The sequence below is a fragment of the Chryseobacterium sp. UNC8MFCol genome (genome assembly GCF_000482305.1).
GTDB classification, from domain to species: Bacteria; Bacteroidota; Bacteroidia; order Flavobacteriales; family Weeksellaceae; genus Chryseobacterium; species Chryseobacterium indologenes.
Genome location: NZ_AXUZ01000004.1, coordinates 288,916 through 307,724, shown reverse-complemented (window position 1 = coordinate 307,724; position 18,809 = coordinate 288,916). Strand labels below are relative to the sequence as shown.

The 18,809-nt window shown below is 38.0% G+C and carries 19 protein-coding genes; 10 read left to right on the top strand and 9 right to left on the bottom strand.

The window, feature by feature from the left end; all coding sequences use genetic code 11:
* Window positions 1-21 precede the first annotated feature (21 nt).
* The 6 genes from M030_RS0104575 to M030_RS0104550 all read right to left on the bottom strand — a co-directional run bounded on the left by M030_RS0104575 (window position 22) and on the right by M030_RS0104550 (window position 6,295).
* Window positions 22-900, bottom strand: a complete 879-nt coding sequence (locus tag M030_RS0104575; protein WP_002978411.1) for an ORF6N domain-containing protein — start codon at window positions 898-900, stop codon at window positions 22-24.
* Window positions 890-2,983, bottom strand: a complete 2,094-nt coding sequence (locus tag M030_RS0104570; protein WP_002978408.1) for a type IA DNA topoisomerase — start codon at window positions 2,981-2,983, stop codon at window positions 890-892. The genes M030_RS0104575 and M030_RS0104570 overlap by 11 nt, the downstream gene beginning before the upstream one ends.
* A gap of 6 nt (window positions 2,984-2,989) precedes the next feature.
* Window positions 2,990-4,441, bottom strand: coding sequence for a DUF3945 domain-containing protein (locus M030_RS0104565; protein WP_002978406.1), 1,452 nt, complete (start codon window positions 4,439-4,441; stop codon window positions 2,990-2,992).
* 85 nt (window positions 4,442-4,526) lie between these two features.
* Entirely contained in the window at window positions 4,527-4,835 is a 309-nt protein-coding gene (locus M030_RS0104560; RefSeq protein ID WP_002978404.1) for a helix-turn-helix domain-containing protein, read from the bottom strand.
* 12 nt (window positions 4,836-4,847) lie between these two features.
* Window positions 4,848-5,201 carry a helix-turn-helix domain-containing protein gene (locus tag M030_RS0104555; RefSeq protein WP_002978396.1) on the bottom strand — a complete coding sequence of 118 codons (354 nt, stop codon included), beginning with the start codon at window positions 5,199-5,201 and terminating at the stop codon, window positions 4,848-4,850.
* Window positions 5,202-5,449: 248 nt separating this feature from the next.
* A complete protein-coding gene (locus M030_RS0104550) occupies window positions 5,450-6,295 on the bottom strand; it encodes an RteC domain-containing protein (RefSeq protein ID WP_002978395.1) in 846 nt (281 codons plus the stop codon).
* A 448-nt stretch (window positions 6,296-6,743) separates the two neighbouring features.
* Between M030_RS0104550 and M030_RS0104545 the strand changes: the two genes are divergently transcribed.
* From M030_RS0104545 to M030_RS0104525, 5 genes are all read left to right on the top strand, one after another.
* Window positions 6,744-7,736: a phosphatase PAP2 family protein gene (locus M030_RS0104545; RefSeq protein WP_027372458.1), complete on the top strand. Its 993-nt coding sequence runs from the start codon at window positions 6,744-6,746 to the stop codon at window positions 7,734-7,736.
* Between the two features lie 231 nt (window positions 7,737-7,967).
* Window positions 7,968-8,690 (top strand): 3-deoxy-manno-octulosonate cytidylyltransferase, encoded by a 723-nt coding sequence (gene kdsB, locus M030_RS0104540; RefSeq protein WP_027372457.1) that lies wholly within the window; start codon window positions 7,968-7,970, stop codon window positions 8,688-8,690.
* A gap of 89 nt (window positions 8,691-8,779) precedes the next feature.
* Window positions 8,780-9,442, top strand: coding sequence for a hypothetical protein (locus tag M030_RS0104535; RefSeq protein ID WP_027372456.1), 663 nt, complete (start codon window positions 8,780-8,782; stop codon window positions 9,440-9,442).
* 36 nt (window positions 9,443-9,478) lie between these two features.
* Window positions 9,479-10,054 carry a glutathione peroxidase gene (locus M030_RS0104530; protein ID WP_027372455.1) on the top strand — a complete coding sequence of 192 codons (576 nt, stop codon included), beginning with the start codon at window positions 9,479-9,481 and terminating at the stop codon, window positions 10,052-10,054.
* Window positions 10,055-10,130: 76 nt separating this feature from the next.
* Window positions 10,131-10,646: a VOC family protein gene (locus M030_RS0104525; RefSeq protein ID WP_316931401.1), complete on the top strand. Its 516-nt coding sequence runs from the start codon at window positions 10,131-10,133 to the stop codon at window positions 10,644-10,646.
* 23 nt (window positions 10,647-10,669) lie between these two features.
* On the opposite strand, the gene M030_RS0104520 is transcribed toward M030_RS0104525, so the two are convergent.
* The gene (locus M030_RS0104520) at window positions 10,670-11,326 is read right to left on the bottom strand and encodes an NAD(P)H-binding protein (protein WP_034722097.1); all 657 of its coding nucleotides are present in this window, start codon (window positions 11,324-11,326) and stop codon (window positions 10,670-10,672) included.
* 106 nt (window positions 11,327-11,432) lie between these two features.
* Between M030_RS0104520 and M030_RS0104515 the strand changes: the two genes are divergently transcribed.
* Window positions 11,433-11,786 (top strand): MmcQ/YjbR family DNA-binding protein, encoded by a 354-nt coding sequence (locus tag M030_RS0104515; RefSeq protein WP_027372452.1) that lies wholly within the window; start codon window positions 11,433-11,435, stop codon window positions 11,784-11,786.
* A 92-nt stretch (window positions 11,787-11,878) separates the two neighbouring features.
* Window positions 11,879-12,379: a hypothetical protein gene (locus M030_RS0104510; RefSeq protein ID WP_228375184.1), complete on the top strand. Its 501-nt coding sequence runs from the start codon at window positions 11,879-11,881 to the stop codon at window positions 12,377-12,379.
* Window positions 12,380-12,458: 79 nt separating this feature from the next.
* Here M030_RS0104510 and M030_RS0104505 read toward each other — a convergent pair whose 3' ends face one another.
* The gene (locus M030_RS0104505; RefSeq protein WP_027372450.1) at window positions 12,459-13,379 is read right to left on the bottom strand and encodes a bifunctional riboflavin kinase/FAD synthetase; all 921 of its coding nucleotides are present in this window, start codon (window positions 13,377-13,379) and stop codon (window positions 12,459-12,461) included.
* 207 nt (window positions 13,380-13,586) lie between these two features.
* Between M030_RS0104505 and atpD the strand changes: the two genes are divergently transcribed.
* The 3 genes from atpD (at window position 13,587) to M030_RS0104490 (ending at window position 16,365) form a co-directional block, all read left to right on the top strand.
* Window positions 13,587-15,095, top strand: a complete 1,509-nt coding sequence (gene atpD, locus M030_RS0104500; protein WP_027372449.1) for a F0F1 ATP synthase subunit beta — start codon at window positions 13,587-13,589, stop codon at window positions 15,093-15,095.
* Window positions 15,096-15,184: 89 nt separating this feature from the next.
* Complete coding sequence (locus tag M030_RS0104495) at window positions 15,185-15,466, top strand: FoF1 ATP synthase subunit delta/epsilon (RefSeq protein ID WP_027372448.1); 282 nt, start codon at window positions 15,185-15,187, stop codon at window positions 15,464-15,466.
* Window positions 15,467-15,546: 80 nt separating this feature from the next.
* Complete coding sequence (locus tag M030_RS0104490; protein WP_027372447.1) at window positions 15,547-16,365, top strand: hypothetical protein; 819 nt, start codon at window positions 15,547-15,549, stop codon at window positions 16,363-16,365.
* 157 nt (window positions 16,366-16,522) lie between these two features.
* On the opposite strand, the gene M030_RS0104485 is transcribed toward M030_RS0104490, so the two are convergent.
* Window positions 16,523-18,712, bottom strand: a complete 2,190-nt coding sequence (locus tag M030_RS0104485) for a B12-binding domain-containing radical SAM protein (protein WP_027372446.1) — start codon at window positions 18,710-18,712, stop codon at window positions 16,523-16,525.
* Between the last annotated feature and the right edge of the window lie 97 nt (window positions 18,713-18,809).

Sequence of the window (18,809 nt, the reverse complement as noted above, 5' to 3'; positions counted from 1 at the left end):
GAAATATCGGAGGGGATTTTTTTACTTGTTTAAAATCTGCAAAACTCTACCAAGTTCAATATCCATTCTTGAAAAGGCAAACCAATTTTTGCCCAGGTCTTTGAGCGATGCCCCGATATGGTAGAGTTCTGAATGGTCAATAATCAAAAAACGGTCGTGGGCATCAGAAAACACTTCAATGTCTATCGGAGGATATTGGCTATTGTAGCGTTGTAAATCTAATCGTAGCTGATTACTGATGCTTTTGGTAAGGATTGTAGCGGTTACAGTAGTCTTACGCTTACCCAACAAAGTAAGCACCGTATCATCCACATAATTATCAAGCAAGATAATTGAGCTTTTGGCACTTCGGATAATATCGGAAACAAAGGCGTAGGCATCAAATACCTGCCCATTGTAGAAAATACCTTTCTCGCTGTACAGCTTGTCGCTTTCCAAAGCCTTAAAAATCTCTTCAAATTTTTGGTCGGCTTCCAGTTGCTTTAATTCGATATTATCCAAACGATGGAACAAAGAAGCGTTGCTAATGAGCATTTTTCGCATTTCAACAAAAGCATTCATTATTTCCACACTCATTTTAACGGCTATATCAGAACGGAGTATGGCAGATGCCATTGCAACGCCCTGTTCGGTAAAAACATAGGGCAAATAACGTCTGCCGCCGTAGTTTAAACTTGAGGTTCCAATTTGGAACCTCAAGTTTTCAATTTCCTCTTCGGTCAGTTGAAAACAGAATGATACTGGAAAACGCTCAATATTTCTTTTTACGGCTTTGTTCAGGTTCTTTGTTTCTACCTGATATAAGGCAGCGAGGTCGCTATCCAACATTACCTGTTTGCCCCGGATAGTATAAATCAGGTTTCTGATTTCTTTGGGTATGATTGACAGTTTATTTTCCATTGCGTTTACTGCTTTTGTTTTTCTCAAACTCAAAAGAACTTTCCGCATTCTCTTTCAGCACGATATAAGCATCGAATTTCTTTCCGGCTTTGCTTGTCATTCCTTTGATAAGAGAGGTTTTGCCTTTATTGACAAGGCTTGTTATGTTTTCGATACTGATTTGTACACCGCAGACGGTGCGGAACTGTACCCAGTTACAAGCCTCATCAGGGCATTTCACAATTTTGTCACGGATAATGAGTTGCTGACTTTTACATTTCGGGCAGGTCAGTTTCGGCTGATTGGTGCTTGCAATAGAGGTTTGCAGCAGTTCATCGGTAATGGATTTCGCATAGGTTTCCATTTCCTTTTGGAATGTTCCGGCATCCGCTTCGTTGTTCTCGATTTTCTGCAATGCCAGTTCCCATTCGGCGGTCATTGCCACATCCGCAATTTTCCGGTCTTTAACAAGCCCGTACACCTGTAATCCTTTTTCAGTAGGGATTAAAGAACGTTTATCCCGTTGGATATAATTGCGGGTAAACAGGGTTTCGATAATGGCGGCTCTTGTTGCAGGAGTACCGATACCGATATTTTTGAGGGCTTTTCGTTCTTCCTCGTTCTCGATTTCTTTCCCTGCGGTTTCCATAGCCGACAAAAGCCCGGCTTCGCTGTAAAGCACTGGCGGTTTGGTCTGCTTTTCCAAAACGGCGGCTTCCTTTATGGCAAGTTCGTCGCCTTTATGCAGTTCAGGTAATTCCTGCACTGGTTCTTCGCCATCGTCTGTAAAACTCCCTTTGATGGAACGCCAACCTGCTTCCTGAATTTTACAGCCTTTTGCCATAAAGTCGTAATGCAATACCTGTAATGATACATCGGTTATTTCTTTGACACAGGCTTGTGATATGGCTTCGAGCAATCGAAGCGCAATCATATTGTAAATCTTGTTTTCGTCTGCATTAAGTACCGACGGCACTTTGTCCGTAATCAACAAACCGTGATGGTCCGTTACACGGAGGTCATTCACGATACGTTTGTTGAACCGTCCCCATTTGATTTTGGTTAGAGCTTGCTTGCAATCTTCCCGGTTCTGCAAAGCCCGCACAAGGTTTGGAATTTCTGCCCACATATCTTCAGGGATGTATTTGCTTCCGGTACGTGGGTAAGTGATAAACTTCTTTTCGTACAGGCTTTGTGCGATATTGAGCGTTGCTTCAGCAGATAATTTCAGCCTTTTATTGGCTTCCTTTTGTAAGCCTGTCAGGTCGAAAAGCAAGGGCGGTTGTTCTGTAACGCTTTTGGTTGCTGCTGATGTAACTGTTGCCTTTGTACCACGCTGAATAGCTTTAAGGGTATCATCGGCAAGCTGCTTTTCTTCCCATTTGGTTACGGAAATGCTTTTGAAATCAACCTGCGCTTTATTGTGCGATAATTGTATCTGCCAGTATTTCTTTACCGTGAAATTCTTATTGTCGAGGTAGCGTTTACATATCAAAGCCAGTGTGGGCGTTTGTACTCTTCCGAGCGAATAGATACCATTGCCTGCGGCTATGCTCAATGCCTGTGTAGCATTGATGCCCACAAGCCAATCGGCTCGGCTTCTGCCTTGTGCCGCCTGATGCAATCCGTCAAATGCTGCCCCGTCTTTTAGATTATCAAAGCCTTGTTTTATGGCTTTTTCGGTAAGCGAACTTATCCAAAGGCGTTCAAAGGGTTTGTTGCATTTAAGGTATTCGTAGATATAGCGAAATATCAATTCGCCCTCACGTCCTGCATCGGTAGCAACAATAATGCTGTTGCTACGGCTAAAAAGCTGTTCGATAACTTTCAGTTGCTTTAATGCGCCAGTATCGGCAGTGTACTCTTTGTCTTTTTTGACCTTGCGGACGGTCAATAAAAAAGGGTTGGGCAATATCGGCAGGGATGCTTTATCAAATCCCGAAATGCCGTAGTCTTCGGGCATTCCCAGTCCTATTAAATGACCGAATGCCCACGTAACAAAATAGCCGTTACCTGTCAGGTAGCCGTCCTTTTTATCGGATGCTCCCAACAAGCCGGCTATTTCCCTTGCTACGCTTGGTTTTTCTGCAATAATTGTTTTCATACTGTATTACATTTTTCTGCCTTTGGATTTTGCAGGCTTATTGTCCTGTTGTTCCTGCTGCTTTTCATTTTTCGGTCTTTGCTGCCCGGACTTTAAAGGCTCTTGGACGTTCTTGGTTGCTTCGTTGGTTTTGCCCTCTGAATTGACAGCAGTCTGTGTTTTATGGGCTTCGGTGGGTTTTACCCTTTCCTTATAGTGGTTAGGAAACTCAAAATTGGTCTTTCCTGTATCCTTATTGAAAGTGATATAGCCCTGATAAGGTTGCCCTTTTTTATCTTTTAATCCATCAATGTAGATAGTTTGACCTGCTTTGAAATCCTTATGTTGCTCATCGGTTAGTTCTTTACCACGGAATGTTTTCGGGGCTTCCTGTGGTTGGCTTTGTTGGGTGTTCTGTTGGTTCGTTTGCGCTTGCTGATTGTTATTGCTTCTGTCAAACAGGAACTCAACGTATCTTTTGTCAGCATTGAATTGTACCGTTGCCGAAAACTCCGTTCCCTTAGTGGAAGTCATACCCTCTAAATAGAGTGGTTTTCCCTCCATCAGCGTTTGCTTTTGTTCGTCATTCAGCTTTACGCCCTTAATTTCATCGGGAATTTTGATAAACTCCGTGCGCAATGCAATCACATCATTGGTCAGCCTGTCAATGCTGATAATGGACGGCATCAGTTCGCCCGTTTTGGAATTTACCAAATTGACGACACGCCCCATATTGCCCGTTTCGAGCAGGTTTTTCTTGTCTTCGTCCGTAAACTTGTGACCGAAAAACTCAAAATGCAGGTTAGGTTCTCTTTTGATACCGTGTATTGCCACGATAACATTGCCGTCTTCCGCTTGCTGCAAAGACAGGCGGGCATCCGTGCGGAGGATAGAACCACCGAGGTTAATTCCTATCGGTAAAAGTTCATTGGTTTTGTAACCACGTAACAAAGGGTCGAGCAGATTTCTTTTTTCAAGATACTCTTTGCTTAATCCGAGGTTTTTCATTGTGTCCCAATCAACCTGCTCCGGCTTGTAGCGGTATTCGCTTGTTTCCGTTGTTGTTTGTGCTGTTGCCATATTATTTTGATTTTCTTGTTTTTTATCCGGCTGGGGTTCTGCTTTCACTTCGTGTTCTTTCAGTACTTTTTCGCCCTGTGGAGTGGGCTTATTTAAGTGCTTTTGCAATTCCTGTGCTTTTTCAGCAGCAACAGGGGCAGGCACTTTGAAGAAAGTAAAGTTTGTAGGGTTCTTTAACTGGCTGAAAAAATTGGAAAAGAAGTTGGAAAAGAAATCGCCGCCTTTGTCCACACGCATAAACTGGTTTTGGTTTTTCTTGGTGGGGTCAACGGTTTCCATTTTACCGTTTTCATCAATACTCTTTACCGCCTGGATTTTCATTTTCTCTTTATCCAGTACGAGTAATATGTCCGAAAGCTGTTCGGGCATTTCCTGCTTATTTGCTGTTTCTTCGCTCATAGTCTGAAAATTTTAAAATTTCACGGTCGAATGTAAAGGAAGCCTTCACTGATTTGCTTTAAGTGGCACTCAAAGGCAGCATTTGTCACTTATTGGCATCCAATTTGGGCAAAGGCGGGTTAAAACTTTCCCTGATAAACTGATGCACATCGGACAGTTTGTAATACAGCTTTCCGCTGATGGTATAATAGGGTAGCTTGCCTATTGAGCGATACCGTTGCAGGGAACGGTTACTAATTTTTAGCATTTGCAATAAATCCTGATTGTCCAGTAATTCTTCGCCGTCTATGCTGTTACGCTTCTTTTGTAAATCGTCTATGTGGTTGCCGAGAATGTCAAGCCTGTCCATTATGCGTTCCATCCACGCCACAAATTCCATTTTGTCGATATTCATACGGGTACGCCTTTAATGGTTATCTGATTTCAGCTTTCTGCCTTTCTCGATATAGCTTTTGCCTTTCGCCATAAGCTGCTCCACATATTCATCGGTCGTCTGCACGGCGTTAGCGTTGAGCATTTCCTTGATAGCACCAATCGTATAGTAATACTGCCCGTACATTTTTGAAAAGGCTATCTGCCCATTGGTGCGCATACGCCACAATGTTTTTTCGCTGATGTGGAGATACTGGCAGACTTCGTGATTGTTGAGCCACAAACTATCGTAGCTTGTATCTTCCAGTTTGAGGATATATTCGCTAATGGCTTTCAACCGCTCATTGAGGTGCTTCCACACTTCTTCGTCAACTGTTATAATATTCATTGCACTGCTGTTTAATGTTCACAGGGCAAAATTCAGAAGTGTGGCAGTGTTTGTCTGCCAATGCTTACCCATTGGTTTGGCACTTTTTTGATTTTTTTTTGCAATGAGGAAAATCCTTGTTTAATAAGGGTTTTAGCGTGTTTCAGTTATTTTGTTGTAGCTTTTTGCCAACTTTTGCCAATTGGCAGATATGGACAAAAAAAGCAGTACACAAAATGTACTGCTTTGAAACACTTTTGCTGTTACGGCTAAAGGTCTTTATCCATATATTCTTCGAGGGAAATTTTGAGTTGGTCTAAAAACGCTGTCCGGGAGCCTGCCCTTGTTTTCATTCGGTGGAAAGAATGATGTATATCGTTTAAGGGAGTTCGGAATAAGATTTGAAAAATCAATGCTAATTTTCTGATACCTATTTTACCGTATGCAATAGATTTGGAAGCATACAGGGCGTAAATCAATTCAATAAGCGCATTTTGTGAATTAGTCCACGAAATGTCTTTGTGTGTATCTCCGTTCATTAAAATGGTATCGGGATTTTTTTCGGGGTTAATTTTAGTAAGCATATAGGTGTAAAGTAATTCATTCGCTATAATGTGGGCTATTTTGTTATCAAAGTATGTGGAGAAACTTAGGTCGATTTCAAACACGCCACTCTTTAACCCATCGTGGTAATTGATTTGTCCGAGCCTGAAATAAATATGGTCACGGTCTGTTCTGTCAGCACGGTAGTATCTGTAAAAATCCTCATTGCAAATGCTTTCTTTATATTCTGATTTGAGGGCTTTTAATTGGTTCTCATAATAGCTTTGATGTATTCTCCCGGTACTTACAGGACAGGTGGTTTCAATACGGAATACTTTATTGTAATAAATTAGTTTTCCTAAAATCTGCGGTTTAATGTTCTTGAAAAAATTGATTTCCTGCTGTTCATCCTTAAATCCGGTTTGTAAGACTTTCATCTTTATGGTAAATAGCATTTCCTTCAGGAATAAGGTCATTTGGTAAGCCTCGTCTGCCGTTCGCATCATTTGAGAAGACAGCTTGTCTTCCTGATGATGAATTTGCGATAATATTTTGTTCAACACGATTTCCATAGCTTAGACGTTTAGAAATTAGCACTACTTGTTTCGGAATTACATCTTTGTTGATTTGTCAAAACTTGGAAATAATCTTGGAACCAATATCACAGGTTGCCCCCATATTGGGAAAGATTTATTTTTAATTACTGTTTCTGAAAGAATTAGAAAAAACAGAAAAAGGGTTAAGTACGCTACGACTTAACCCTTTTTTTATTAAATTTGCAGTAATGATTTACAAGGTAATCAGATGAAAGCGAGTGCAGTAAGCACCATTACTAAATCGTTACCGATGGCACTTTCGGTTCTTGTAAACTACTCTTTATTAGCTACTTTAGGCTATATTAATCTTTTTTGAAAAAAAATTAAATAAAAATTAAAAATCAGCTAAACATTTTGTAGTACAGTCAAGTTGGAAGTACCTTTGGGGCTTTTATAAGAATAAACAGGGTTGAAAACGACAACGATGAAAAAACTGAGATTTTTGCTATTACCTTTTTCTGTAATGATATGTGCACAGGAAGTGGATACATTGCAGGTAAAAGAATTACAACAGGAATTATCTACGGATGCACCGAAAGTACAAACCTATACTTTGAAAGATGGTTCGGTCAGAACATACCCTAAACCCAAACTTTTTGATTTTGTAACCAAATTACCCCGAAATTTTATTGATACCAATAAAGATTTTGTTGCAAAAGATCATGCTTATTACTTAGGTGGAGCAGTGGCCTCCACATTGATCCTGTTACCTTTTGATCAGAAACTGATCGATAATTCGAGGGAACTCGGTGAGAGATGGGGAATGGACAAGGATAACAATTACACCAAACTTGGGGGTGTTTTTAAAATACCCAAAGATATCGGTTCCACTCTTTACCTTATCGGAAACGGTTCTACACTGGTTTTGTTGGGAATTGGTTTCGGGACTTACGGTTTAATCAAAAATGACTACAGAGCACAGGCTACAGCGAGCGGATTGATGGAAAGTTTAATTCTTTCCGGAGTTTTCACTCAGACCATTAAAAGGATTACCGGAAGAGAAAGCCCGTTTATTGCAGAAGAAAATGGTAACAAAGGAGGGGCATGGAATCCTTTTCCAAGTTTTTCGGCCTTCAGCAAAAATACCTCCAATTACGATGCCATGCCATCAGGTCATTTAACAACATTTATGGCCGGTATAACAGTTATTGCAGACAATTATCCTGATGCAAAATGGATAAAACCTGTTGGATACACCCTGGCCGGAGCATTATGCTTTCAAATGATGCAAAGCAAAGTACACTGGGCTTCAGATTACCCGTTGGCATTATTGATGGGATATTTTATAGGAAAAACCATCTCAAAAAGCAGATACACTTCAACAGAAGGGACTATAGGAAAAACAAAATATAAATTTGACCTTATGGCATCCCGTCAATGGGAATACAATATGGTAGGAGTGAAACTCTCTTTTTAATTTATTGACTCATTTAATAAAAATCTATACCCTATTCTCACATTTTTAATGAAAATGTGGGAATTTTGTTTTTTAAAAAGGCAGAATTCGAAGGATTTATGAAGACTATGGGGCAGAATACCACATTTTATAGATCAAACTAAAATACTTTTCACTATTTTTGGTCTGAATAAGCCATATCATCTTTTTTGGAGATATTGGCCTGAAGATACTTAATTAATATTGTACTGAATGAAAATTATCGCTGTCATCCCTGCACGCTATGAGGCAAGCCGTTTCCCGGGAAAACTGATGCAGATTTTAGGAGACAAAACTGTTATCACAACTACTTATCAGAATGTTGTTGAAACCGGTTTGTTTGATGAAGTTTTTGTCGCAACAGATTCTGAAATCATTTTAGATGAAATTGTAAAAAACGGAGGAAAAGCAGTAATGACGGGACAACATGAAACGGGAAGTGACCGGATTGCTGAGGCGGTACAGAATATTGACTGTGATATCGTTATCAATGTCCAGGGAGACGAACCGTTTCTTAAACTGGACCCTTTAAAGCAATTAATAGAAGTTTTTAAAAATGATGACCGCAAAGAAATTTCTCTGGCTTCTTTAAAAATTCAATTATTTGAAAAAGAAGAAATTGAAAATCCCAATAACGTAAAAGTAATTACCGACAATAATGGTTTTGCCCTTTATTTCAGCCGCTCTGTGATACCGTTTCACCGGGAGGTGTCCTATGATATAAACTATTATAAACATATCGGTGTATACGCTTTCAGGAAAGAAGCTTTGCTGCAGTTTTCAAAACTGGAAATGAAACCTCTGGAAATTTCAGAAAAGATAGAATGCATCCGCTATCTTGAATATGGAATGAAAATAAAAATGGTGGAAACGAATTTCGTGGGAGTAGGCATTGATACGCCTGAAGATCTGGAAAAAGCAAGGAAATTAATTTAAAATGCAATCATTTCAAAAAGAATAGGGCAATTCGACGTTTTTGCTTTTTATCTCAAATCCCCTTATATTTGAATTTATAAATAAAATTAATGAAGAAGTTACTGCTAGTATTTGGCCTGATATGTTCACATTTAGTTTTTGCACAAACCGCAAAAGAAATTATAGACAAAAACATTGAATTATCCGGAGGATTAACCAATTGGAAACTTTTAAACTCAGTATTGCTTCAGGGAAAAGTAGTCCTGGGAATTAAAGATGAATATCCTATAAAGATTTACCAGCAACGTCCTAACCTTACGAAAACATTAATTACAACCGGTGGAAAAGAAACTGCTATTGAAGGTTTTGACGGAACAAAAGGCTATGCAATGAATTATGCAGCCAACAAACTTCAGGTATACCCTGAATATATTCCCGAAAGCTTTGACAATGATTTCATCGACTGGGAAAATAAAGGTTTTGCCGCAAAATATCTTGGAAAAGAAAAAGTAGGAGAGATCTATTGCCATAAAGTAGAGCTGACCAAGAATGTGAACAAAAATTTGTATTTTTTTGATACTAATACATATATGCTTTTAAAAGAAGTGAAAAAAGATGAAACGGTTGTATATTCCGATTATAAAAAAGTAGGAAATCTTGTAATGCCTTTCAGAATTGAATCTTCAAGCCCTAAAAAAGACGGTGACTATGTAATGCTATTCAATAAAATTGATGTCAACAAAGTTTTTCCGGCTAATATTTTTAAATTTTAAATTAATTGCAGTCATACTGTATAAAATGAATAAGAAATGAAAAATATTTTTTTAATGCTGCTTTCCGCAATTGCTTTTCTGCAAAGCTGCACCAACCAAAAAACTGAAATTTCTGAAGCTAAAACCAAAGAACTTATGGGAAAAACAATATATGATTTCAAAGTAGAAGGCCTTGACGGGAAAGAAATTAATTTTGTCGATTTTAAAGGAAAAAAAATCCTTATCGTTAACACCGCTTCAGAATGCGGATTTACTCCCCAGTATGCAGACCTGGAAAAAGTATATGAACAGTATAAAGATAAATTAGTTATCGTAGGTTTTCCGGCCAATAATTTTGGAGGACAGGAGCCTGGTACCAATACTGAAATCGGTGCATTTTGCCAGAAAAATTATGGCGTTACATTTCCGATGGCTGCTAAAGTTTCAGTAAAAGGAGATGATACGGCACCTATCTTTAAATATCTGACAGAGCAGGAACTCAACGGGGTAAAGAATACAACAATCCTTTGGAACTTTACCAAGTTTTTACTGGACGAGAATGGAAAACTAATCGATACTTTTGTAAGCACAACGAAGCCGACAGACGATGCGGTTACAAAATATCTGAAATAAAGATAAAAAAGTATATTTTTACAAAGTGGGTGTTTTACATCCGCTTTTTTTATTTTTAACCCAATTTCAAATATCCATGAAGAAAATAATTTTTATCCTTTGCATTCTGGCTTCATTTATGTCAGGATTTGCATTTAAAGCGGTTACTGAAACTAAATCTGATGATATGAAAAGGGTAACCGGCATTGGCGGAATCTTTTTTAAATCTAAAGATCCTAAGAAAATGAGAGAATGGTATAAAGACCATTTAGGCCTTGCTACCAACGAATATGGTGCCGTGTTTGAATGGTTCCAGGGCGCTGACAATTCCAAAAAAGGATTCAGCCAATGGAGTCCATTCAGTGAAAAGACAAAATACTTTCAGCCTTCTGAAAAAGATTTTATGATTAATTATAGGGTAAATAATCTCGAAAAACTCATTGAACAACTTAAAAAAGAAAATGTAACAATCGTTGACAAGATAGAGACCTATGAATATGGAAAATTCGCCCATATAATGGATCCTGAAGGAAACAAAATAGAACTCTGGGAGCCTAATGATATCGAGTATGAAAAATTAGGACAGAAAATGGGAAGTACCACTACAAAATAATTGATACTCACTTCCATTCATGATCACGTAGTTGTTTTCTCTGCAAAACAAAATATATTCCCCAGTTTGATACTGGAATACCCATTGCTTTTAATCTTTGAAGAATTGATCATGGCCTTTGCTAAAATATCAGTAGGTAAGGGCCTCTGGCTTTCCAGCAGTCCCAGTTTATTAGCAAATTTTATAATCCTGCTTCCTAAAACTTCCCCGGTCCGTTCAGAATCTTTCCTTTCGAGCATTCCCGGTTTAAAAATGGTTATTTTGGTGAAATGAAGCTGCTTTACGGCTTCTTCAAGCTCACCCTTCATTTTAGAGTAGAAAATTTTCGATGTCGGGTTAGCGCCGTAAGCGGAAACCAGAATATAGTCTTCAACATTATTTTCCTTCGCTGCTTTTGCAAATTCATATTGATAATCAAAGTCTACTTTTTTCTGTGCTTCCTTGCTTCCAGCGGCTTTTAAAGTAGTACCAAGACATGAAAAGGCTACATCTCCCTTCACCATTTCTTTCCATTCTTCAGGTTTTTCAAAATTGACCACATGCACATTCAGCCGGTCATTTTGAATATTGACGGGTTTTCTTACGAAAATATCAACTTCCTCAAAATCTTTATCGTTGAGTAACTGGTTGACCAGATCTTTTCCTGTAGCGCCTGTAGCACCGATTACCAAAGCTTTCATAATAATTGTGATTGGTGAAACTTTTTTTCTCTTCTTAAATTTACTAAATTTGATTGAAAGACTAAAAGAATATTATCAACCATTATTCATTATTCACAATTATACCATGGATGCCAACGAAGTTTTAGACTATTGTCTTGCTAAAAAAGGGGTTACTGAGAGTTTTCCTTTTGATAACGAAACACTTGTGTTAAAAGTAGATACTAAAATGTTCTTACTGATGGGGCTTGAAAAGCAGCCATTATCAATTAACGTGAAAACTGATCCGGAATGGAGTGCAGAATTACGGGAACAACATCCTCAGATTACCGGTGCCTATCATATGAATAAAACCCATTGGAACTCCGTGATGCTTGATGGATTGAAAAAAGATTTAATTTTTAAACTCATCGACCAGTCCTATAATCTGGTTTTTAAGTCTTTGACTAAAAAAGCCCGGGATCTGGTGAATAATTCATAAAACTGTACATTTAAATTGATTTCTTTTAGGTACGAAATTTGTTATCAAATAGGAGTGAAATACTAAATCAACATTAATAAAATAAAGAACAAATGAGAAATCACCTTTTATTATTCATGGCGGCTGGTACATTGATGCTGACAAGCTGCAATAAGCCGGCTCCAAAAGACAACGCCGGTACTACCGAAACTCCACCTACAGAGACTGCGACTGCAGCAGAAGGTTCCGACAATCTGAAATTGGAATTTTCCGGGACAGACAAGTTTGTGATTAAAAATCCTAAATTCAAAGTGAGTCTGTACGGAGCAGATGAAAGATTGGCAGATGCGCCGGCAACATTAATTACCGAACAGGAATTTGAACAAAAATCTGTTCCGTTTACCATCGATCTTGCCGTTCCGAAAGATGCTGAAAGTAAAATTAATCCGAAGCCGGCAGGACCTGTTAAATACTATGTTGCCGTAAGTTGGGATTCAGACGGCAACGGAAAAGCGGGTGAGAAAGGAGATATCTTTATCGATCACGATAAGCAATTCCCTAACGTAAAACTGAATGGAGAAACCCAGAAGGTATATTTGAAAGTATTGAAATAAACCCTTACAATAGGATTTTAACCAATAGAAAATAGGAAAAAAGGCTGTCCCCATAGTGAGACAGCCTTTTTTGTATCTTTTAGAAATTAAATTCTTCTGTTAATCTTTTATCTTCGTCGAGTCTTTCAATCAGCTTTTCAATACCTTCGAATTTGATTTCATCATGGAGAAAATCCCTGAATCTTACCGTAATTCTTTCATCATAAATATCCTCATCAAAATCAAGGATATAAACTTCAACGGTTAATTTTTCACCGTTTACGGTAGGATTGGTCCCAATGCTCAACATTCCCTTGTAGTGTTGTCCTTTTACGTCAACTTCAACGATATAAGCCCCCTTTTTAGGAAGAAGTTTTAATGATTCAGTATCGATATTCGCAGTAGGATAGCCTATTGTTCTCCCGATTTTCTTACCGTGGACTACCGTTCCGGAAACAGAGTAGGAGTATCCCAGCATTTCATTGGCTTCCTTAATATCTCCGGTTAAAAGGGCATTGCGAACCTTTGTAGAGCTAATGTTATTTTCATGAATATTAATAGCTTCCATTTGCTCTACTTCAAAGCCAAGCTCTTTGGATAATTTTACCAGAAGGTCAAAATTTCCGCTTTTATTCTTTCCAAAAGAATGGTCATAACCTATAATAAGGTATTTTACATTCAGTTTGTCAATTAAAATCTGGCGTACAAATTCTTCGCCTGTCAAGTTTCTGAATTCTTCATCAAATTCTTTCAGGAACAGGTTATCAATGCAATATTTTTCTATCAGTTGTTTCTTTTCTTCTAAAGTATTCAGAAGTTTTAAATCTTCATTGGGATTGAAAACAAACCTGGGATGGGGCCAGAAAGTAAGGATGGCAGTTTCCAGATTGTTGTCTGCACCTACTTTTATCAGTTCATCAATAATACTTTTATGCCCAAGATGTACCCCGTCAAACATACCCAGAGACAATGCTAAAGGCTTCTGAGAGGAATAATCTTTAAAATTCTTGAAAACTTTCAAAACGGAGAAATTTTTGATTGCAAATATAGATATAATGTAACAATCTATCAATATAACAATGTCGCAATATTTTTTACCTGAAAAAATCATTCCTGCATTGGAAAATTCCTGCATAGGGAAATTTATAAAAGCATGATAAAAATCTTTTTTTTACCAATTGTGGGTTTATGAAGAATCACTATATTTGCACCAAGAAAAAATTTAGCAATGGCAAACCAAATTAAAGGTAAAATTTCTCAAATTATTGGTCCGGTAATCGACGTTGTCTTCACAGATGTGGAATCTGTTCCAGCAATCTATGACGCGTTAGAAATTACAAAAGAAAACGGTGAAAAAGTAATCTTAGAGGTAGAACAACATATTGGCGAAGATACAGTAAGATGTATTGCAATGGACGCTACAGACGGTCTTAAGAGAGGTCAGGATGTAATCGGATACGGAAATCCTATTACCATGCCAATCGGTGAGGCTGTAAACGGAAGATTATTCAACGTAGTTGGTGATGCTATCGACGGACTTCAAAATATTTCTAAAGACGGAGGTCTTCCTATCCACAGAGAAGCTCCAAAATTTGATCAACTTTCAACTTCTGCAGAAGTTTTATTTACAGGTATTAAAGTAATCGACTTAGTGGAACCTTACGCAAAGGGAGGTAAAATTGGTTTGTTCGGTGGTGCCGGTGTAGGTAAAACAGTATTGATCCAGGAGTTGATTAACAATATTGCAAAAGGACACGGAGGTCTTTCGGTTTTTGCCGGAGTAGGTGAAAGAACGAGAGAAGGGAATGACCTTTTGAGAGAGATGTTGGAATCAGGTATTATCAAGTATGGTGATGATTTCATGCACTCTATGGAAAACGGAGGTTGGGATCTTTCTAAAGTAGATTTAGAAGCTATGAAAGATTCTAAAGCAGCATTCGTTTTCGGACAGATGAACGAGCCGCCAGGTGCAAGAGCGAGAGTAGCACTTTCTGGTCTTACATTGGCTGAGTATTATAGAGATGGTGGTGAAAGCGGACAAGGTAGAGACGTACTTTTCTTCGTAGACAACATCTTCCGTTTTACACAGGCTGGTTCTGAGGTGTCTGCACTTCTTGGTCGTATGCCATCAGCGGTAGGTTACCAACCGACTCTTGCTTCTGAAATGGGTGCGATGCAGGAAAGAATTACTTCAACTAAAAATGGTTCAATTACTTCAGTACAGGCGGTTTACGTACCTGCGGATGACTTAACTGACCCGGCTCCTGCAACAACGTTTGCCCACTTGGATGCAACAACAGTACTTGACAGAAAGATTGCTTCATTAGGTATTTACCCGGCGGTAGATCCATTGGCATCTACTTCAAGAATCCTTGCTCCGGAAGTTATCGGTGACGATCACTACAACTGTGCTCAAAGAGTAAAAGAAATTCTTCAAAGATATAAAGCGCTTCAGGATATCATCGCAATCCTTGGTATGGAAGAACTTTCTGAAGAAGATAAATCAGTAGTTTACCGTGCGAGAAAAGTTCAGAGATTCCTGTCTCAGCCTTTCCACGTAGCAGAACAGTTTACAGGTATTCCGGGATCATTGGTTGATATCAAAGATACGATCAAAGGATTCAACATGATTATGGATGGTGAATTAGATCACTTACCAGAAGCAGCTTTCAACTTGAAAGGAACTATCGAGGAAGCTATCGAAGCAGGACAAAAAATGTTAGCTGAAAACGCTTAATAAATTAGACATAAAGAGATCAGATACTAGACATGAGACGTTAAGGTTGTCTGAAATCTGAAATCTGAAATCTTCAAATCTAAATTAAAATGAATATAAAAATTTTAACACCAGAATATGTAGTTTTTGAAGGAGAAGTAGAATCTGTATTATTGCCTGGGAAAAATGGTGAATTTCACATCATGAAAAACCACGCGGGAATCGTTTCTTCTTTGATCGGAGGTGAGGTAAAGCTATTTGCTAATTCTATTGATGAAGCTTTTGCTAAAAACTTTACCAAAGAAGCTGGAAAAGACTCTGTTTTTGCTTATGCTATCAAAAGCGGTGTTGTAGAATTTAATCATAATAAAGGAATTATCCTTTGTGAATAATTAAATGAAAAGCTAAATATATTTTCAAGAAAGTGTAACTTTGTGTTACACTTTTTTTATGTATGTAAAAGTCTGATTCTATGAAGAAAAGTATAATCATATTCTTTACACTTCTGGTCATTTCCCTTCATGCACAGAATATCAAGACCAAAAGAGGAATTATTAATTTAGACGGAATCCCGGTAGCAAAACTTACCCACAAATCCAGTGAATATACTTTTTTGGATTTGAAGGAAACCCCTCTGTATACTATAAAGTTTATTGATAAAAGCGTTGTCGACTCCGTTCGTGACAGCTATATTCAGATTAACCGGGTATACAACAGAGATAAAACCCTTGAATTGGATTATATTTCCCCTTCTGCATTTTCAGGAGAAGAAAAGTCCGCAGTCTATACTTCTATAAAAGGATTAAAGATCATTGATAATAAAGGAATCAATGTGAAAAACCTCGATGAACTATTTGCCAATCCTCCGAAACGAAAACTTGACACCAAAACCAAGGAAGGATATACAGTGAAAACCAAAATTGATAAAATGAATATTGAAGTCAATAAGGTAGGCGAAATTTTAAGCAATGGTGTCCCGGTAGGATATTTTACCAATTTGCCGGTAAGTTTCGGTTCAGATGATACGATTATGGATAAGACTTTCGTCGATATCGAAATCTATGATGCCAAAAGTAAGTATATCGGAAAATATATAACCACTACAAAACAATTAAAAACTGCTGGAGGAAAGTCTTTCACGATCTATAAGGAAATGTCAGGCAGAGCTTCCATTTTGAAATTTCCGACCTATAAAGCACTTGCTGAAAGGCTGGCGATTATGGATCCTACTTTTATTAAAATACAGGAAAAGGTATCTGTAGGTCCTGTGGTAAAAGAGCAGCCCCATTAGAAAAAGATTGGAAAATGCGATCTGCGGGAAAATAAGAATTCCACATTCCATTGGCTTTAGCCAAAACATAAAATATTCCTACGGAATGACAGAAATTTATAGTCGTTTCAGAAAAAAAGCGAGTTTTCAAAAATCCTTGAGAAAAAACTAACCGGTTTTATAAACTTAAAATCACCCCATTTTCTTTCAATTGCTGCATGGGTTTCGAAAACCAAAATAACTCAAAATCTTCAAAATTTTCTTCAAAATTATTTTTAAGTTGCTGAACTGTAGGTTTTTTTAAATTTTCAATGGCATGTTCTTCCAGAATTTTCATCAGCCACTCAGCCTTTTCCTGTTCAAGTTCCACCGTTACAATATTGGTTTTTAAGTGGAATGTCAGAAGGGTATACGCACCGGAATATTTCTTTTTATTTTTTATCCGATTCTCAGCGATTACGTTCTTGGTTAAAAAAACAATTTTTGAATTTCCTTTAAAAACAAATTCATTTTCTTCTAAAAGACAATCGTGAATATAGTCGGGATGAATATTTGTTCTCGGAATTTTGAAATCAAACCATTCCTGGAGCGACATTTCAAAATTCACTCCATGCATATAATTAAAAAGAGACTTTTTGAGGCCGAAACTGAATTTGTTATGGTCGATTCCGGTTTTATCTTTAAAATCGATATCATTGTTGGCAAAGTGAATTTCCTGTTTTACCGGAACGACCCCGAAATCTTCAGGACTCATCCCGACCGGTGAATGGGCAGTCATGGCAAACTGATGCCAGAATCCACTTTGGAGAATTCCCATTTCAAACATCTGGCGGACCATTTCTAAAGAGTCCACTGTTTCCTGAACAGTTTGGGTAGGGTAGCCATACATCAGATACGCGTGTACCATAATACCTGCTTCGGTAAAATTTCTGGTCACTTTGGCAACCTGTTCTACGGAAACTCCTTTGTCGATTAATTTCAACAGTCGGTCACTGGCTACTTCAAGTCCTCCTGAAACAGCAACACAACCCGAAAGTTTTAACAGATAACAAAGATCTCTCGTGAAGCTTTTTTCAAATCGAATATTCGTCCACCAGGTAACGACAAGATTTCTTCGTAGGATTTCCAGAGCAACCTCTCTCATCAGAGCCGGAGGTGCAGCTTCGTCTACAAAATGGAAACCTGTTTCGCCGGTTGTTTTGATAAGCTCTTCCATTCTGTCAACAAGAATTTTGGCAGAAACAGGTTCATAGATCTTAATATAATCCAGCGAGATATCACAGAAAGTACATTTTCCCCAATAGCAGCCATGGGCCATGGTGAGCTTATTCCATCGTCCGTCACTCCACAGGCTGTGCATAGGATTGGCAATTTCAATGACCGAAATATATTGATCCAGCTTCAAATCGGTGTAATCCGGAGTTCCGATATCTGCTTGTTTATAATCGTGTTTTTTTGAATTGTTTTTATAAACGACTTGCTGATCTTCAAGCAAAAAAGTTCTTTTATATTCAGGATTTTCTTTGGAATGCACTACATTTTCACAAAGAAGCTCAAGCGGAACTTCACCGTCATCCAATGTGATGAAATCAAAAAATTCAAAAACCCTCCGATCCTGTACTTCCCTTAATTCTGTATTAGGAAATCCTCCACCCATAGCAATTTTAATATGAGGATAATTCTTTTTTATAAACTGGGCACATTTGAAACCGGAATATAAATTGCCTGGGAACGGAACGGAAAAACAGACAAGCTTTGGTTCCACAGCTTCTATTTTTTCACGAAGAATTTTTAAAGTAAAATCATCGATAAATGTCTGTTCACCGGATAATTTTGAATATAATTCATCAAAAGAGTTCGCACTTTTTCCGAGACGCTCTGCATATCTGCTGAAGCCGAAGTCTGCATCCATATTCTCAACAATATAATCAGAGATGTCCTCAAGGTATAATGTTGCCAGATGTTTGGCTTTATCCTGTAAACCCATATTCCCGAAAGCGAATTCCATATCATCCAACTGGTTGAAACGGGAAGCCTCCGGAAGAAAATTCATGCTGCAGATCTGTCTTGCCAATGTAGGTGTTTTTCCCTGCAGGAAGGGGATAACCTGATCTATCGTTTTTAAATATTCTTCCCGTAATGCAAAGATTCTCCGGGAATTTTCAGATGCATTTGCGGGGTCTGTTTTCATACTGAAAACCTTTTCAAGTCCGTCTCTTGAAAATAATTCCAAAATAACATCAATCCCCAAATCAACCTGATAGCTTGAAATATTTTTGGTATTTAAAAATCCTTTAATATAAGCAGTGGCAGGATAAGGAGTATTAAGTTGGGTAAAAGGCGGAGTAATAAGAAGCAGGTCTTTCAACAGAAATTTTTTGCAAAGTTATTCCAAAGTTTTTTCAGAAAAAAATTTTTGCTCCTGATTATATACAGGGTTGAAATATTGTTATACAGACTTGCTT

Excerpts from the sequence above, each read along its gene's own strand:
- M030_RS0104575 (WP_002978411.1), bottom strand. The coding sequence starts at position 900 with ATGGAAAATAAACTGTCAATCATACCCAAAGAAATCAGAAACCTGATT.
- M030_RS0104570 (WP_002978408.1), bottom strand. The coding sequence starts at position 2,983 with ATGAAAACAATTATTGCAGAAAAACCAAGCGTAGCAAGGGAAATAGCC.
- M030_RS0104565 (WP_002978406.1), bottom strand. The coding sequence starts at position 4,441 with ATGAGCGAAGAAACAGCAAATAAGCAGGAAATGCCCGAACAGCTTTCG.
- M030_RS0104560 (WP_002978404.1), bottom strand. The coding sequence starts at position 4,835 with ATGAATATCGACAAAATGGAATTTGTGGCGTGGATGGAACGCATAATG.
- M030_RS0104555 (WP_002978396.1), bottom strand. The coding sequence starts at position 5,201 with ATGAATATTATAACAGTTGACGAAGAAGTGTGGAAGCACCTCAATGAG.
- M030_RS0104550 (WP_002978395.1), bottom strand. The coding sequence starts at position 6,295 with ATGGAAATCGTGTTGAACAAAATATTATCGCAAATTCATCATCAGGAA.
- M030_RS0104545 (WP_027372458.1), top strand. The coding sequence starts at position 6,744 with ATGAAAAAACTGAGATTTTTGCTATTACCTTTTTCTGTAATGATATGT.
- kdsB (WP_027372457.1), top strand. The coding sequence starts at position 7,968 with ATGAAAATTATCGCTGTCATCCCTGCACGCTATGAGGCAAGCCGTTTC.
- M030_RS0104535 (WP_027372456.1), top strand. The coding sequence starts at position 8,780 with ATGAAGAAGTTACTGCTAGTATTTGGCCTGATATGTTCACATTTAGTT.
- M030_RS0104530 (WP_027372455.1), top strand. The coding sequence starts at position 9,479 with ATGAAAAATATTTTTTTAATGCTGCTTTCCGCAATTGCTTTTCTGCAA.
- M030_RS0104525 (WP_316931401.1), top strand. The coding sequence starts at position 10,131 with ATGAAGAAAATAATTTTTATCCTTTGCATTCTGGCTTCATTTATGTCA.
- M030_RS0104520 (WP_034722097.1), bottom strand. The coding sequence starts at position 11,326 with ATGAAAGCTTTGGTAATCGGTGCTACAGGCGCTACAGGAAAAGATCTG.
- M030_RS0104515 (WP_027372452.1), top strand. The coding sequence starts at position 11,433 with ATGGATGCCAACGAAGTTTTAGACTATTGTCTTGCTAAAAAAGGGGTT.
- M030_RS0104510 (WP_228375184.1), top strand. The coding sequence starts at position 11,879 with ATGAGAAATCACCTTTTATTATTCATGGCGGCTGGTACATTGATGCTG.
- atpD (WP_027372449.1), top strand. The coding sequence starts at position 13,587 with ATGGCAAACCAAATTAAAGGTAAAATTTCTCAAATTATTGGTCCGGTA.
- M030_RS0104495 (WP_027372448.1), top strand. The coding sequence starts at position 15,185 with ATGAATATAAAAATTTTAACACCAGAATATGTAGTTTTTGAAGGAGAA.
- M030_RS0104490 (WP_027372447.1), top strand. The coding sequence starts at position 15,547 with ATGAAGAAAAGTATAATCATATTCTTTACACTTCTGGTCATTTCCCTT.